This window comes from Escherichia sp. WS338 (assembly GCF_046486405.1).
In the GTDB taxonomy this organism is placed as follows: domain Bacteria; phylum Pseudomonadota; class Gammaproteobacteria; order Enterobacterales; family Enterobacteriaceae; genus Escherichia; species Escherichia coli.
This window is the reverse complement of the sequence record NZ_JBJQLL010000061.1, coordinates 1-13,945: the sequence shown is the minus strand read 5'-3', so window position 1 is coordinate 13,945 and position 13,945 is coordinate 1. Positions and strand designations below refer to the sequence as shown.

Annotated in this window: 18 protein-coding genes and 2 pseudogenes; 10 read left to right on the top strand and 10 right to left on the bottom strand. The window is 43.0% G+C overall.

Features of this window, described 5'->3' with window-relative positions:
• Positions 1 to 234 precede the first annotated feature (234 nt).
• From minC to minE, 3 genes are read left to right on the top strand one after another with little or no spacing between them, the layout of a single operon-like run.
• On the top strand, positions 235 to 930 hold the full coding sequence (gene minC, locus ACJHWT_RS24340) for a septum site-determining protein MinC (protein WP_000072536.1): 696 nt from the start codon (positions 235 to 237) through the stop codon (positions 928 to 930).
• Positions 931 to 953: 23 nt separating this feature from the next.
• Positions 954 to 1,766, top strand: a complete 813-nt coding sequence (gene minD, locus ACJHWT_RS24335; RefSeq protein ID WP_000101055.1) for a septum site-determining protein MinD — start codon at positions 954 to 956, stop codon at positions 1,764 to 1,766.
• Positions 1,767 to 1,769: 3 nt separating this feature from the next.
• The gene (minE, locus tag ACJHWT_RS24330) at positions 1,770 to 2,036 is read left to right on the top strand and encodes a cell division topological specificity factor MinE (protein WP_001185665.1); all 267 of its coding nucleotides are present in this window, start codon (positions 1,770 to 1,772) and stop codon (positions 2,034 to 2,036) included.
• 365 nt (positions 2,037 to 2,401) lie between these two features.
• Here minE and ACJHWT_RS24325 read toward each other — a convergent pair.
• The 3 genes and pseudogenes from ACJHWT_RS24325 to ACJHWT_RS24315 form a co-directional block, all read right to left on the bottom strand.
• Positions 2,402 to 2,746, bottom strand: a pseudogene (locus ACJHWT_RS24325) (autotransporter outer membrane beta-barrel domain-containing protein); the annotation flags it as partial.
• 34 nt (positions 2,747 to 2,780) lie between these two features.
• Positions 2,781 to 2,900 carry a hypothetical protein gene (locus tag ACJHWT_RS24320; protein WP_001131449.1) on the bottom strand — a complete coding sequence of 40 codons (120 nt, stop codon included), beginning with the start codon at positions 2,898 to 2,900 and terminating at the stop codon, positions 2,781 to 2,783.
• Positions 2,861 to 3,046: a hypothetical protein gene (locus ACJHWT_RS24315; RefSeq protein WP_001330597.1), complete on the bottom strand. Its 186-nt coding sequence runs from the start codon at positions 3,044 to 3,046 to the stop codon at positions 2,861 to 2,863. The genes ACJHWT_RS24320 and ACJHWT_RS24315 overlap by 40 nt, the downstream gene beginning before the upstream one ends.
• 100 nt (positions 3,047 to 3,146) lie before the next feature.
• On the opposite strand from ACJHWT_RS24315, the gene ACJHWT_RS24310 reads away from it, so the two are divergent.
• Genes ACJHWT_RS24310 through ACJHWT_RS24300 form a run of 3 tightly spaced genes read left to right on the top strand, consistent with a single transcriptional unit; the run spans position 3,147 to position 4,005 of the window.
• Complete coding sequence (locus tag ACJHWT_RS24310; protein ID WP_000121077.1) at positions 3,147 to 3,320, top strand: hypothetical protein; 174 nt, start codon at positions 3,147 to 3,149, stop codon at positions 3,318 to 3,320.
• A gap of 1 nt (position 3,321) precedes the next feature.
• Complete coding sequence (locus ACJHWT_RS24305; RefSeq protein WP_000726974.1) at positions 3,322 to 3,666, top strand: YMGG-like glycine zipper-containing protein; 345 nt, start codon at positions 3,322 to 3,324, stop codon at positions 3,664 to 3,666.
• A 3-nt stretch (positions 3,667 to 3,669) separates the two neighbouring features.
• Complete coding sequence (locus ACJHWT_RS24300; RefSeq protein ID WP_000979972.1) at positions 3,670 to 4,005, top strand: YmgD family protein; 336 nt, start codon at positions 3,670 to 3,672, stop codon at positions 4,003 to 4,005.
• Between the two features lie 57 nt (positions 4,006 to 4,062).
• On the opposite strand, the pseudogene ycgH reads toward ACJHWT_RS24300, so the two are convergent.
• The 7 genes and pseudogenes from ycgH to ycgZ form a co-directional block, all read right to left on the bottom strand.
• Positions 4,063 to 6,727 (bottom strand): annotated as a pseudogene (gene ycgH / locus ACJHWT_RS24295) (autotransporter YcgH).
• Between the two features lie 397 nt (positions 6,728 to 7,124).
• Entirely contained in the window at positions 7,125 to 7,343 is a 219-nt protein-coding gene (ymgF, locus tag ACJHWT_RS24290) for a cell division-associated protein YmgF (protein ID WP_001065859.1), read from the bottom strand.
• Between the two features lie 131 nt (positions 7,344 to 7,474).
• Complete coding sequence (locus ACJHWT_RS24285; RefSeq protein ID WP_001246485.1) at positions 7,475 to 8,998, bottom strand: cyclic diguanylate phosphodiesterase; 1,524 nt, start codon at positions 8,996 to 8,998, stop codon at positions 7,475 to 7,477.
• 335 nt (positions 8,999 to 9,333) lie between these two features.
• Complete coding sequence (gene ymgC / locus ACJHWT_RS24280; protein WP_001065759.1) at positions 9,334 to 9,582, bottom strand: protein YmgC; 249 nt, start codon at positions 9,580 to 9,582, stop codon at positions 9,334 to 9,336.
• Between the two features lie 112 nt (positions 9,583 to 9,694).
• Positions 9,695 to 9,961: a biofilm/acid-resistance regulator AriR gene (gene ariR, locus ACJHWT_RS24275; RefSeq protein WP_000888778.1), complete on the bottom strand. Its 267-nt coding sequence runs from the start codon at positions 9,959 to 9,961 to the stop codon at positions 9,695 to 9,697.
• Between the two features lie 28 nt (positions 9,962 to 9,989).
• Positions 9,990 to 10,262, bottom strand: coding sequence for a hypothetical protein (locus tag ACJHWT_RS24270; RefSeq protein ID WP_000858021.1), 273 nt, complete (start codon positions 10,260 to 10,262; stop codon positions 9,990 to 9,992).
• A 42-nt stretch (positions 10,263 to 10,304) separates the two neighbouring features.
• Positions 10,305 to 10,541, bottom strand: coding sequence for a regulatory protein YcgZ (gene ycgZ, locus ACJHWT_RS24265; protein WP_000554149.1), 237 nt, complete (start codon positions 10,539 to 10,541; stop codon positions 10,305 to 10,307).
• A gap of 313 nt (positions 10,542 to 10,854) precedes the next feature.
• Between ycgZ and bluF the strand changes: the two genes are divergently transcribed.
• From bluF to ACJHWT_RS24245, 4 genes are all read left to right on the top strand, one after another.
• The gene (gene bluF / locus ACJHWT_RS24260; RefSeq protein WP_001317774.1) at positions 10,855 to 12,066 is read left to right on the top strand and encodes a blue light-responsive regulator BluF; all 1,212 of its coding nucleotides are present in this window, start codon (positions 10,855 to 10,857) and stop codon (positions 12,064 to 12,066) included.
• Between the two features lie 204 nt (positions 12,067 to 12,270).
• A complete protein-coding gene (gene bluR / locus ACJHWT_RS24255; protein WP_000332300.1) occupies positions 12,271 to 13,002 on the top strand; it encodes a DNA-binding transcriptional repressor BluR in 732 nt (243 codons plus the stop codon).
• Between the two features lie 220 nt (positions 13,003 to 13,222).
• A complete protein-coding gene (locus ACJHWT_RS24250; protein WP_000373096.1) occupies positions 13,223 to 13,627 on the top strand; it encodes a DUF1398 domain-containing protein in 405 nt (134 codons plus the stop codon).
• A gap of 52 nt (positions 13,628 to 13,679) precedes the next feature.
• Positions 13,680 to 13,790, top strand: a complete 111-nt coding sequence (locus ACJHWT_RS24245; RefSeq protein ID WP_001695662.1) for a hypothetical protein — start codon at positions 13,680 to 13,682, stop codon at positions 13,788 to 13,790.
• The last annotated feature ends 155 nt before the right edge of the window (positions 13,791 to 13,945 follow it).

The following is a 13,945-nucleotide window of genomic DNA, read 5'->3' as shown; positions in this document are numbered from 1 at the left end:
CGCTGAACAAAATGACGAAAGCAGGTATGCCTGAAAGCGTGCGTATTGCCTGAAAACACAACCCGCTACGGGGGAGACTTACCCGAAATCTGATTTATTCAACAAAGCCACTTTTACTCTGAATAAATGGGAGGGTGACTTGCCTCAATATAATCCAGACTATAACATGCCTTATAGTCTTCGGAACATCATCGCGCGCTGGCGATGATTAATAGCTAATTGAGTAAGGCCAGGATGTCAAACACGCCAATCGAGCTTAAAGGCAGTAGCTTCACTTTATCTGTGGTTCATCTGCATGAGGCAGAACCTAAGGTTATCCATCAGGCGCTGGAAGACAAAATCGCTCAGGCCCCCGCATTTTTAAAACATGCCCCCGTTGTACTCAACGTCAGTGCACTGGAAGACCCGGTAAACTGGTCAGCGATGCATAAGGCGGTTTCGGCAACCGGTTTGCGGGTTATTGGCGTAAGTGGCTGCAAAGATGCGCAACTTAAAGCCGAAATTGAAAAAATGGGGCTGCCTATCCTGACGGAAGGAAAGGAAAAAGCGCCGCGTCCAGCTCCCGCACCGCAGGCTCCAGCGCAAAATACAACGCCGGTCACAAAAACGCGTTTAATAGATACCCCGGTGCGTTCCGGTCAGCGTATTTATGCTCCACAATGTGATCTGATTGTTACAAGCCACGTTAGCGCTGGGGCCGAATTGATTGCCGATGGTAACATTCATGTCTATGGCATGATGCGCGGTCGTGCGCTGGCAGGGGCAAGTGGTGACCGGGAAACGCAAATATTTTGCACGAACCTGATGGCGGAACTGGTGTCCATCGCAGGTGAATACTGGCTGAGTGATCAAATCCCAGCAGAATTTTATGGCAAAGCGGCGCGACTGCAGTTAGTCGAAAACGCTTTGACCGTTCAACCGTTAAATTGATCCCTTTTTAACAAGGAATTTCTATGGCACGCATTATTGTTGTTACTTCGGGCAAAGGGGGGGTTGGTAAGACAACCTCCAGCGCGGCCATCGCCACTGGTTTGGCCCAGAAGGGAAAGAAAACTGTCGTGATAGATTTTGATATCGGCCTGCGTAATCTCGACCTGATTATGGGTTGTGAACGTCGGGTCGTTTACGATTTCGTCAACGTCATTCAGGGCGATGCAACGCTAAATCAGGCGTTAATTAAAGATAAGCGTACTGAAAATCTCTATATTCTTCCGGCATCGCAAACTCGCGATAAAGATGCCCTCACCCGTGAAGGGGTCGCCAAAGTTCTTGATGATCTGAAAGCGATGGACTTTGAATTTATTGTTTGCGACTCCCCGGCAGGGATTGAGACCGGTGCGCTAATGGCACTCTATTTTGCAGACGAAGCCATTATTACCACCAACCCGGAAGTCTCCTCAGTACGCGACTCTGACCGTATTTTAGGCATTCTGGCGTCGAAATCACGCCGCGCAGAAAATGGCGAAGAGCCTATTAAAGAGCACCTGCTGTTAACGCGCTATAACCCAGGCCGCGTAAGCAGAGGTGACATGCTGAGCATGGAAGATGTGCTGGAGATCCTGCGCATCAAACTCGTCGGCGTGATCCCTGAGGATCAATCAGTATTGCGCGCCTCTAACCAGGGTGAACCGGTCATTCTCGACATTAACGCCGATGCGGGTAAAGCCTACGCAGATACCGTAGAACGTCTGTTGGGAGAAGAACGTCCTTTCCGCTTCATTGAAGAAGAGAAGAAAGGCTTCCTCAAACGCTTGTTCGGAGGATAAGTTATGGCATTACTCGATTTCTTTCTATCGCGGAAGAAAAACACGGCCAACATTGCAAAAGAACGGCTGCAGATTATTGTTGCTGAACGCCGTCGCAGTGATGCAGAACCGCATTATCTGCCGCAGTTGCGTAAAGATATTCTTGAGGTCATTTGTAAATACGTACAAATTGATCCTGAGATGGTAACCGTACAGCTTGAGCAAAAAGATGGCGATATTTCTATTCTTGAGCTGAACGTGACCTTACCGGAAGCAGAAGAGCTGAAATAAGCCCGCTGTAAAAGCGCATTTATCTTCAAGGCAGAGTCATCTCTGCCTTGAGTTTTTCATCCCCCTCATCCACGTTTGATAAGAGCGGCGAGTATTCTTGCTGATGCTACTCATTGCTTCCCCCCCTTTACATCTTAATGCCGTTCCCCCCACACAGAACAAATTGTTTATACCTGGCTGAGTAAATAACCTTATTGTTAGTATGGGTATACTGGGAGATGATAACCCCGCAATTTCATTATTCATTGTTCTCCCATAGGATGAGGTTTCCCGCCGTAACTGGCGGGCTTTTTTTGCCGCAGAATTTTCCCTTTTAGCACCCGGTAAACGAAAACTGCGCCGAAGCGCAGTTTAATCGTTGATGGTCAGAACGACCAGTTCGCACCAGCCACCGCGTTCCATGGGGATTCCACACCGGCACCATGGCTATACCCCACCCCGAGATGCCCGCTTAACGAACTGCTGAATGAGGCTTTAATACCTGCCTGATATATTCCACGTCTGCCCGACAAATCATTGACAAAATTACCGTCATTATTCACTTTCACCCGGTTATCATCGACAAATTCTTTGCGCACAGCCGCCTTCAGCCACGGCTCAACTTCCATGCCGTTCCCCAGACGCATGTTGTAACTCAGCGTTGCACCAAGTTCACGATATATACTGCGGGTATCGACTGATTTCGACCCCATGCCATTGGACAAATGATAGTAGCGTCTAAGTGACCTTAGCTCTGCTGCAACATCATCCCGCAGGCACCAGACCAGGGGATTGCTCCTGAATAGGCAGCGCAAGTGTATTGTGTTCACCGCTCACCAAAGACATCATGATGAAATAATGATATCCCGCATAAGAAAGAGGCATTTTTTAAACGCAGTGCGCTGAAGTGTAGTTGGATAAAAAATCACTCTTTTCTGATAATACTGTTGTACGCTTATTTTTCGACAATGAGGCCGTCGACAAAATAAAATGACTAATGTAATCATTGCTGATGAATATTTTCTGCTCACATAAAAATCACACAATAATATTCATAAATCAGATTATCTTACCTTTACAACATTGTATTAACACTCAATGACACTTCTTGAATAAAAATATTGTCAATCAATGAGTTATTTATCATTTGAGATTATTCTTATTCCCGTAAAAAACATAATTCCTATCATCACAGTCACGCTCATTTTGAATTATCTGAATAATAGCGAGCGTTCTTTAGTTAAGCAGATCTTAATTGAAGACGAAATTATTGTGTGTGCAACTTACTTAATACCGGACATCTAAGTTGAAGAAAAAAATACTTGCCTTCGGGCTTATCTCAGCATTGTTCTGCTCCACGCCAGCGATGGCGGATATGAACCGCACCACGAAAGGTGCATTGCTAGGCGCAGGCGTTGGTTTACTTACTGGCAATGGTGTTAATGGCGTACTGAAAGGTGCAGCTGTTGGCGCTGGTGTTGGTGCAGTAACAGAAAAAGGCCGCGACGGTAAAAATGCGCGTAAAGGTGCAAAAGTGGGTGCCGCCGTTGGTGCTGTCACTGGCGTTCTGACCGGCAATGGCCTCGAAGGGGCGATTAAAGGTGCCGTGATTGGCGGTACGGGTGGTGCAATTCTGGGTAAAATGAAATAAGGAATGATGATGAAAAAATTTGCTTTACTGGCGGGTCTGTTTTTTTTCGCACCAATGACCTGGGCGCAGGACTACAATATTAAAAACGGTTTGCCGTCAGAAACCTATATTACTTGCGCAGAAGCCAACGAAATGGCAAAAACTGACAGCGCACAGGTTGCAGAAATTGTTGCGGTAATGGGTAATGCCAGCGTTGCCAGCCGTGATTTAAAAATTGAGCAATCTCCGGAACTGAGCGCCAAAGTGGTAGAAAAACTGAATCAGGTTTGCGCTAAAGACCCGCAAATGCTGTTGATCACGGCAATTGATGACACCATGCGTGCTATCGGCAAAAAATAATATTTCATATGTTACCGCGTCGATGAAATCGACGCGGTTTTTTAGCTAATGGCGGGATCAGAACTTATATTTCAGGCCCACCATCACTGTGGTGTCATTGTAGCCATTATCACCCAGCTGCACGCCCACATTACCCCAGACGCTGGCCGCCGGATTCAGATTGCCATTTACGCCAAGTTTAATTTCCCCCTGATTACGCGCCCCGTCTTGTTCAACTTTCACACCGTTCATTGAGACAGCAAAATCTTTACTGTTATGGATCCAGTTCATTTCAACAAAAGGTTCAAAGTCGTCACCATGCAGACCGCTGCTTTTCTCCTGAGTACGAATAAAGGTGCGGAAACCAAGTCGGGTCTGGATGTTGTTATTTGCGTCATTCTCAATACGTGAGCCATTGGCTTCGGTGTGCGCATGATGATCGACGCCCATCCAGATAGCCTGTGCCTGTGGCTGGAAGATCCACGTATATTTCGCCGCTTCCAGACCAAAGGATTTATTCAGGGCAAAGCCGTAACCCGCTTCCAGCGAGACGGTTGCGCCTTTCGCACTATAGGATTCATAGGCTAATTCATTCCCTTTCACCGAGTTTTTAAACCAGCTATATTGCGCCCAGGCGTCAATGTATGCGCCTTTTTTACTGATGTCATCGGCAAACCAGGTGGCATACAGCCCTGCGCTATAGCCTCTGACACTCCCTTTCGAACGATAATCCGACACGCTGGAATGAGTTGAGTTGTAGTCGCGGGCATAACCAGCCAACACTCCCAAACGCCAACTGTCACTGTCGGTAAAACCACCGGTTAACAGATCCGCCCCTAACTGCGAGACGTAGCGATGCGAGGTCGTTCTCAACTGTCCGTTGCTGTCACGCCAGGCATTATGCCCGCCAATTTGACGTAGCCAAAGCCGGCTTGAACGCTCCTGTTAAGTTACAGGATCGATGTAACGCGTTTCACCTGCACGATCGTTCAGACGCATAACAAAAAGAGTGTTAGCGGCTGCCAGGTTGGCGACGTAACTTCCAGCTTCGGGGCGCAGGACGGGGGTAGGATTTTCTATTGATTCTGAATCTCCCTCTGAGCTGTTATCCTCCTCATTCAATGACTGATAACTTGTCAAATACCAGTTTTTGCCTTGTTGTTTTAGTTGATATTCGAAAGCTCCAGCTGCAATCCTTGCATCACCTTGTCTGAAGGCATCTGCTGGAGATTCATCGCCATTCACAGTTATGAGTTCGATCCCATTTAGCGTGGCCGCGCCGCTTCCTCCAGCATTTTTCACATAGACGGTAGTTGACCCCGAAGTATTACCCTCAACAATAAGTCTGTCCGTAGCCGATTTATCATCACCTAATACGGTGCGGATATTAAGCTGACCATTATTACCGACATAATTACCTTTTACGGTTAACGTTTTTCCTTGGGTAAATGTTTGACCATCATCATACGAAAGATTGATAATACTGTCTGAATTAGTCAGATGGGTAACAACGGAGTCATCTTTCATATTCCAGATTGTGTTTTCTGAAAGCTTCAGTGTGGTTGTGCCGCTAACGAGTTTAGTCGCTCCATTTAGAGTAGAGTCGGACGAAATTATGTTTAAGCCACCTCCAGTATTATTAACCAGAATATTATTACCAGGCGTGATAATACTTCGATTAAGGATGCTTACATCCGTTGTAGTTTTGTTAACATCAATACTATCCAAAGCACTTGAAAGTTCGACACTTGATAGTGCTATTTTGGCTTGAGAATCGATATTTGATGCATCAATTGATATTCCTTTATCTTGTTCTGATACCGCGGTGACATTGGAAAAAAAATAACTCTCCACCATTGTATATTTTTGCAATGGGGGCTTTAGTGCCTTTTGTTGTAATAGAACTATTTTTTATATCAATGTTACCTTGTCGAATAGCAACTGCATAACTTCCATGCTACCCGGTTTCAAGTGCCACATAATCTAAATTAATATATGCTTTTTCCCCATTAGCATAAGCACCATAGCTATTAGTGCCATTAGTTGTTATGGAACCACCATTCATTTTTAAATCAGCACGGCTAATAACTTCGTAACTATTAGAATCACTAACTTCATCATCTACAGCATCGACACATGTTCGAGACTCTCCAGGACTTGAACATGCAAGAACACCTACTGCATTTTCCCCATAGGTAACAATGTTCGTTTTATCTGTGGTTTCAAGACGGGTGTTATTTTCCACAATCCCAGAATCATTAACCTGACTTAAAAGTCCCGCTGAATATGCCCCCCTCGTCTCGACTGAATTATCACCATTCATAACGATGGTGCCACCAAATTCACTGACTACTGCGCTGGCTGTTATCCCTCCATTAACATCTTGGTTATTTCCTTTGTCAGATACGCTTCCAGAGGTCTTAATATCGCTATCACTTATATATAATACTTTGTTATGACTATCAACAGAAATACCATAAGATCCATCACCACTAGTCATCACACTGGCATTATTTATATATCCAGTTACACCGTCATCCACTTTCACAGCATGGCTTTCGTCTTTAGTGGTTAGATACTCTCCATTACTTATCGAATTATTATCTTTGATTTCAATCGGCGATTCTTCATCAGTTATATAGGAAAGTATACTATAATCATCCAACAATTGTGTTGCATATGCATTACCCACCGCCAAAGCAATAAGTCCTAAACTAAACCCGGGGAGTTTTTTCAGTTTCATAGATTAACCATCCATTCATTGGATTAACAAACATTCCTGGTCAAATAACCTATGAGTTCAGATTACCAAAACGGAGGGTAAAGACAAAAACAAAAGCACAAAAAATTTAAATAGATAAACAGCGACAATATATAAATGATAAATAAGGCGGCATTATCATTTTTCACCTTATTTTCATGACATTGATCACTTTGGGGTGACGATTTTGTTTAACAAATAACTCTTCGACATCAAAACCATTAATAGTTGCCATAGAAATTATTTCAATGATATATAAAACAACTGTGATAACAACAGAGTTGACAACTATTTGCGCAATAATTCCTTTCTTCAATGATCCAGGCGTTCACTGCCAGCAACCCATTCAGCCGCATACTGACAGTGAGAAACTGAAAGATTAGTGCTGATCCCTGTGCCTTACGAGTCTTTCCCTTAATCGATTAATCAGATTGATCGCCAGCCAAACAAGGGCATTAAGCAAATTTATCGTCACAAGCACTTCTCCCAGCCCGGTACTGGGTTTTGCAATAAGGATGACCAGGAGAGTGATCAGCATAAATGCAATGGAAAAGATGATATAGAGAGTGAAATAATCCAGATTATTACTATTGTTCATGCTACTAATGGCAATCCTGTCAAAACTTTCAAACAATTATAGCAAACAAAATAATGAACAATAGTAACAAGAGGCAACGAGCTAATTAGCTGTCTATAATTACACCGCACCATGGCCTTACTGATCAATTTTCACTCAACCACAACCTTCACCTTCGGTTTAGAAAGGATAATTTTGACCAGGTCGATGTATGTTACCGGTTTATAGAAATAATAACCCTGCTGAAATGTGATATTATTTTGATTCAGATAGTCAAGTTGTTCTTTCGTTTCGACACCTTCAGCGACGATACTGATCGAAAGTTTACGCGCCAGATCCAATACACAATCCAGAATCCGAGTTGATTCTGGGTCTGCGTTGACGCGGCCAACGAAACTGTGATCAATTTTGATATAATCAATATGCAGGTCATGCAGATAAGAAAGCCCTGAGTAGCCAGTACCGAAATCATCCAGCGCGATGACAAAACCATTTTCATGCAGAATGTTCAACCGCTGAACCAGACTTTCATCAACATTTAATGGCTCACGCTCGGTAACTTCCAGAACGAGGTTTAAATCGCGGCGGGTAAAACTGTCACGGTAATTTAAGCACTCGTCGACAAACGTCGGCGAAATAATATGCGAGGCGCTAAAATTAATTCCAATATGAAAACCTTCCGGCAATTTACTCGCGATAGCGTTCATCTGTCTGGCAACCTGATTCATCAGGCTTCGCGTAAGCGGAACGATTAATCCGGATTTTTCAGCAAGTGGAATAAATGCCGCAGGTGATATATATCCACCGTGAGGTTGTTTCCAGCGGGCTAACACCTCAACTCCCCGCAATGTCCCTTCCCGACCATTTACCACAGGTTGGTAAAAAGGGACGATCTCACCATTATTTATAGCCCGTCGCAGGATCTCTTCAGGCGTTGCGCTTTTATTGAAATACCTATCAAGCAGGAAGGCAGCGGCGCAGGCGATTAACAGAATAAATATCAAAATCCCAAAGCCTTTATCGATAAGTCTGTAGAAGCTAAAGAGTGGCGGCGGGTTAAAGATAATAGTGAAATGATATTTTGTGGAGTGAACCTTCTCGGTATAGGGATAGTGTCCATTAAGCGTCATCACATCACCCGTAGGTCCAATAATGTCATCTGCCACGCGTAATACATACCTTACCCCTTTCAAGGGTACATTAAGTGCCCCGCGAATATGCTGATCACTTATCGTAACCAAAATGCGCGTATCTGCAAATTGGCTCTGATAGAGCAGGATAGGTAATCTATTAACGGTGTCGATTGCCGGAGCCAACAGTAAATTACTGTCCGGGACAACAGGAATACGAGACAGCAGGACCCGATTCCCCGGTAAGGATGTACACCAGACCGTACCCTGTTTGAGAATGATGATTGTGCGCAGGTGAGGTTTCAGAGCTGCTTCAGTGCCAAGCTGATATTGCTCCTCGAGGTCGCATTCCTTCCCGGCAATGTTAACCGCTGTTTGAGTCGCCTGTGACGCTTCTTCAAGTATATGATTGATATTGTTGGCGGCATATCTCGCTCCCGCCAGGTACTCTGCTTTTGCGGAATACCAGAGCTGGATGTTCAAAATAGCGACACCGGTTATAAACAAGCATATCGCAACGAGGATGGGTATGAGTGTATTGCGCATTCGCTTGTCCCGGACAAAGGGTTTAATACATGAAAATGACGTTCATTCGCTCGCGCTGGCGTCTACAGAGAGCATGGTAGAGAGCATCACAAATATCCACGCCGAAGATAAAATTTTCTCCAACTTCATCTAACCTATTAATTATTGAGCACAATGTAGGCAGAATTAAACAAATTAGGTGGGATATCAGGCGTCAAGAATGAAAAACGAGCGCTCTCCATTCCTGTTTGCCCCCTGATATTGCGGATATATTAAGAAAGCATAACGCCTGAAATGCTCACTTTGCACCAGCATGGTGATACAGCTGATGTTTATTCTATAACCTTACTCAAGTTCTAAGAGATCACGGATTCCCTGTCATTAATAATGATATCCGTTAGTGTAGTCTTATGCATTTCAATGTACTGCAATATTTGCAGATAGAGATCAGAAAGAATCACACTAGTTTCATCTTTTAAACGCAAGCGTAAAGCCTGATCAATAATATGACTATCAACATACCCGTGCGTCATGAGCACCTCCCTCTCGAGATTTTTAAACAAAGCACATTGCAAAATAAATCTCTCGGGGATTGAATTATTCATGTCAGCCTCGTAGGAATATTGACCCAATAAAATTATGCTGTGTATAGTCTAAAGCGACAGACAAAAATAAGATGACTGAGTTTTCTATAAACTTATACTTAATAATTAAAAGTTACATATCATCAGCTGTGTATCGCAACACGATTTCCAGTGTTTTTCTAATCACATCAGCTTTGAGAATATCACTTGTTGTTTCCAGGGAGTGTATCAGACTTAAGATAATATTTTTATTATTAACATTATCGCCTGAAAGCATTAAATTGGTCACAGCCTGCCCTAACACAGCTGACTCTTCTTCTAACAAATTACCTGAACTACGAAAGTAACTTGATAACGCTTTATCAGTTATTGCATTATGAATAGTAGTATCTTCAAGCATGGTAACCTCTCATCTTACTTATGAAATTTTAATGTATTCTGTTTATTTTCTTACCATTGAACATACTTTTATTGTCAGCTATCGCTGTTCTTCTGTTTGGCCCTCCTGTATCACTGTTGCTAAAATCACGAATTATGCTGTCAATTAAATCTCGTCGGAAAGCATTTTCCTCAGCCGATTTCATTACGAGTAATTGCTTAATAAGAGTCTGCAACGAAAAATTTATCTTCATGCGCAGTATCTGGAGCACCGCCTGGCCAGTAATTTCATATTTTGTACTTTCATTATCAGATGTCTTCATAACGACTTCATAGCTAACCTGTTAAATAATCAGGCTGTTGCATTATTCAAAAAGCAACCCAATTAGTGCATTATAATGTTTCTGTTCCTCTTCCCCTGTCGCTTGTTCCAGTCGGCCTAGAAGTTTGGCACAAAGCGACTTTCGACTCAGATTACGTCCATCTTTCAAAATCTCAGTCACAATTTCCCCGAGAGTTTCCTGCTGAGTAGGCAAGTTAGCTTTTGCAAAGTAACGAGTGATTGCTCCCGCAGAATCTAAAGTCACTGAATTTTGATGCATGCTACGCCTCTGTTAAAAATGTTAATCAATGTTAAGTGAGGTAACAATAGCAAACTTGTACGAAATATGTGTACAAAATGATAAATTAATTTTTTGCATTTAGTGCTAATACATATAAAACAACATGTTATGATAAAAAATATTGCATCATTTAAATGACAATCTATACAAGAATTTTCGCCAACTCATCTTCAACTTTTTCCATTTTTTATCAATGTAAAGAAACAGTTATGTTTTGGTATTAAAAGAAAGACACCGGAAGATATGTCTGTTACCGTCTTACTCTCGCCTCTCCCATTACCCTGGACAGTTAATGCTTACCACCCTTATTTATCGTAGCCATATACGTGACGACGAACCTGTCAAAAAAATCGAAGAAATGGTTTCGATAGCAAATCGCAGGAACATGCAGTCTGACGTAACAGGGATCTTACTGTTTAATGGATCTCATTTTTTCCAGCTTCTGGAAGGTCCGGAAGAACAGGTTAAAATGATATATCGGGCTATATGCCAGGATCCACGGCACTATAATATTGTTGAGCTGCTGTGCGATTACGCGCCTGCTCGCCGTTTTGGCAAAGCGGGAATGGAATTATTTGATTTGCGCCTGCACGAGCGAGATGACGTTTTACAGGCCGTATTCGACAAAGGCACATCAAAATTTCAGCTAACTTATGATGACAGAGCGCTACAATTTTTTCGTACTTTTGTCCTTGCAACCGAACAAGCAACCTATTTCGAGATCCCTGCCGAAGACTCCTGGCTTTTTATCGCTGACGGATCTGATAAAGAACTTGATTCCTGTACCCTTTCACCAACTATAAACGACCACTTTGCCTTTCATCCTATTGTCGATCCCTTATCGCGGCGGATAATCGCTTTTGAAGCCATTGTGCAAAAAAATGAAGACAGCCCGTCAGCTATAGCGGTTGGGCAGCGTAAAGACGGGGAAATCTACACAGCGGATCTTAAAAGTAAGGCGCTTGCATTCGCGATGGCACACGCACTTGAGCTCGGTGATAAAATGATATCAATCAATCTATTACCTATGACCCTGGTTAACGAGCCTGACGCAGTCTCTTTTTTACTTGATGAAATAAAGGCCAATGGTCTGGTGCCTGAACAAATCATCGTTGAATTTACTGAAAGTGAAGTCATATCTCGGTTTGATGAGTTTGCCGAAGCGGTTAAATCGCTAAAGGCTGCTGGTATCAGTGTAGCAATTGATCATTTTGGCGCAGGTTTTGCCGGTTTGTTACTCCTGTCACGCTTCCAGCCTGACAGAATTAAAATCAGTCAGGAATTGATTACCAATGTTCATAAAAGTGGGCCACGGCAGGCAATTATTCAGGCGATCATAAAATGCTGTACATCACTTGAAATTCAAGTCTCTGCTATGGGTGTGACAACACCAGAAGAGTGGATGTGGCTTGAATCTGCAGGAATTGAGATGTTTCAGGGAGATCTGTTTGCCAAAGCTAAATTGAATGGTATCCCTTCAGTTGCGTGGCCGGAGAAAAAATAATTTTCAGCACATTATTTCGCATGATTTCTGGAAATCATCGTGAAAATGAATACGTTATGTTTAAATTTAATCCACATTAAAAATAATGTTTCATCCAATTTAGCTGAAATCTTATTTATACTTTGTACAATTTTAGCGTATATTGTACAAAGTATTATTGGGTCGTGTACAGGCGACGGAGATTTGTGACCGCAAGGAGGAATTGTGGCTTATTACAGCATTGGTGATGTTGCTGAACGTTGCGGGATTAATCCTGTCACTCTCCGGGCCTGGCAACGCCGCTACGGTTTGTTAAAACCACAGCGCAGTGAAGGCGGACACCGACTCTTTGATGAAGAAGACATACAACGCATCGAAGAGATCAAGCGTTGGATAAGTAATGGCGTTCCTGTAGGCAAAGTTAAAGCATTACTGGAAACCACCAGCCAGGATACGGAAGATGACTGGAGCCGCCTGCAAGAAGAGATGATGTCAATTCTTCGTATGGCTAATCCTGCCAAACTACGCGCGAGAATTATTTCACTGGGTCGAGAGTACCCGGTAGATCAATTGATTAATCATGTTTACCTTCCTGTTCGCCAGCGTCTCGTGCTTGATCACAACACCTCCCGCATTATGAGCAGTATGTTTGACGGCGCATTAATTGAATACGCAGCAGCATCGCTTTTCGAAATGCGCCGTAAGCCCGGTAAAGAAGCCATTCTGATGGCGTGGAATGTTGAAGAGAGAGCACGATTGTGGCTGGAAGCATGGCGTTTATCATTGTCAGGATGGCACATTTCTGTTCTTGCTGATCCCATTGAATCGCCGCGCCCGGAACTGTTCCCAACGCAAACATTGATTGTCTGGACAGGCATGGCACCAACGAGAAGGCAAAACGAACTTTTACAACACTGGGGTGAGCAAGGTTATAAAGTCATCTTTCATGCCCCCTAATTTCACCTTTATCCCGCCCCTTAGACAGAATCTTATAATCTGAACCCACAACAGCGTTTGCACCGGAGCTGGTCCGTTGCAAAATGCTCACCGGGAGAATTCAGGTAATCCCCCTTTCACACTTTGTACATATCACAGCCAAAGGACAGACCAGATTGAAGTGGTAAAACCGATCGTGCACACTACGCAGTCTCACAACTAACAAGAGGTTATTATCCTGATGGATCAGGTCGTTGTTTTTCAAAAGATGTTTGAGCAAGTGAGAAAAGAGCAAAACTTCTCCTGGTTTTATTCAGAATTAAAACATCACCGTATTGCACATTACATTTATTATCTGGCTACGGATAACATCAGAATTATTACTCACGATGACACGGTTTTGTTATTAAGAGGAACCAGGAACCTGTTAAAAGTTAGTACGACCAAGAACCCTGCTAAAATAAAAGAGGCCGCATTGCTTCATATTTGCGGAAAATCTACATTTCGGGAGTACTGTTCAACACTGGCAGACGCGGGCGTTTTCCGGTGGGTTACTGATGTTAATCATAACAAACGCAGTTACTACGCCATTGATAATACGCTTTTATATATTGAAGATGTAGAAAATAATAAACCATTAATCTAGCTAAAGTTGGATGCTTAAAAAATGCTTCATAATTCAGTAAGGCATTAGCATAATGGAAATAAAAGTGCAGAGAATATCCCTATGGATGATTAATACTGTCTTTTTATTGCCACCCATAAATAATCACCAGGCCAATACTATCAACTTGATATTTGAAATGTGACCACTTAACTTTTGATATGATATTTTATAACGGTTAATATATTTATAATAAATATCCTCCGGCATAGCCGGAGGTTTTTCAAATGCGCCTATAAGGCTCTCTTACCAGCCGCGCCCTAACAGGCGCACACGATCTGACATTTGCATCCAACTTCG

Excerpts from the sequence above, each read along its gene's own strand:
- ycgZ (WP_000554149.1), bottom strand. The coding sequence starts at position 10,541 with ATGCATCAAAATTCAGTGACTTTAGATTCTGCGGGAGCAATCACTCGT.
- ariR (WP_000888778.1), bottom strand. The coding sequence starts at position 9,961 with ATGCTTGAAGATACTACTATTCATAATGCAATAACTGATAAAGCGTTA.
- ACJHWT_RS24320 (WP_001131449.1), bottom strand. The coding sequence starts at position 2,900 with ATGCCTCTTTCTTATGCGGGATATCATTATTTCATCATGATGTCTTTG.
- ACJHWT_RS24300 (WP_000979972.1), top strand. The coding sequence starts at position 3,670 with ATGATGATGAAAAAATTTGCTTTACTGGCGGGTCTGTTTTTTTTCGCA.
- ACJHWT_RS24250 (WP_000373096.1), top strand. The coding sequence starts at position 13,223 with ATGGATCAGGTCGTTGTTTTTCAAAAGATGTTTGAGCAAGTGAGAAAA.
- minE (WP_001185665.1), top strand. The coding sequence starts at position 1,770 with ATGGCATTACTCGATTTCTTTCTATCGCGGAAGAAAAACACGGCCAAC.
- bluF (WP_001317774.1), top strand. The coding sequence starts at position 10,855 with ATGCTTACCACCCTTATTTATCGTAGCCATATACGTGACGACGAACCT.
- ACJHWT_RS24310 (WP_000121077.1), top strand. The coding sequence starts at position 3,147 with ATGAGTTATTTATCATTTGAGATTATTCTTATTCCCGTAAAAAACATA.
- minD (WP_000101055.1), top strand. The coding sequence starts at position 954 with ATGGCACGCATTATTGTTGTTACTTCGGGCAAAGGGGGGGTTGGTAAG.
- ACJHWT_RS24270 (WP_000858021.1), bottom strand. The coding sequence starts at position 10,262 with ATGAAGACATCTGATAATGAAAGTACAAAATATGAAATTACTGGCCAG.
- ymgF (WP_001065859.1), bottom strand. The coding sequence starts at position 7,343 with ATGAACAATAGTAATAATCTGGATTATTTCACTCTCTATATCATCTTT.
- minC (WP_000072536.1), top strand. The coding sequence starts at position 235 with ATGTCAAACACGCCAATCGAGCTTAAAGGCAGTAGCTTCACTTTATCT.
- ymgC (WP_001065759.1), bottom strand. The coding sequence starts at position 9,582 with ATGAATAATTCAATCCCCGAGAGATTTATTTTGCAATGTGCTTTGTTT.
- ACJHWT_RS24245 (WP_001695662.1), top strand. The coding sequence starts at position 13,680 with ATGGAAATAAAAGTGCAGAGAATATCCCTATGGATGATTAATACTGTC.
- ACJHWT_RS24285 (WP_001246485.1), bottom strand. The coding sequence starts at position 8,998 with ATGCGCAATACACTCATACCCATCCTCGTTGCGATATGCTTGTTTATA.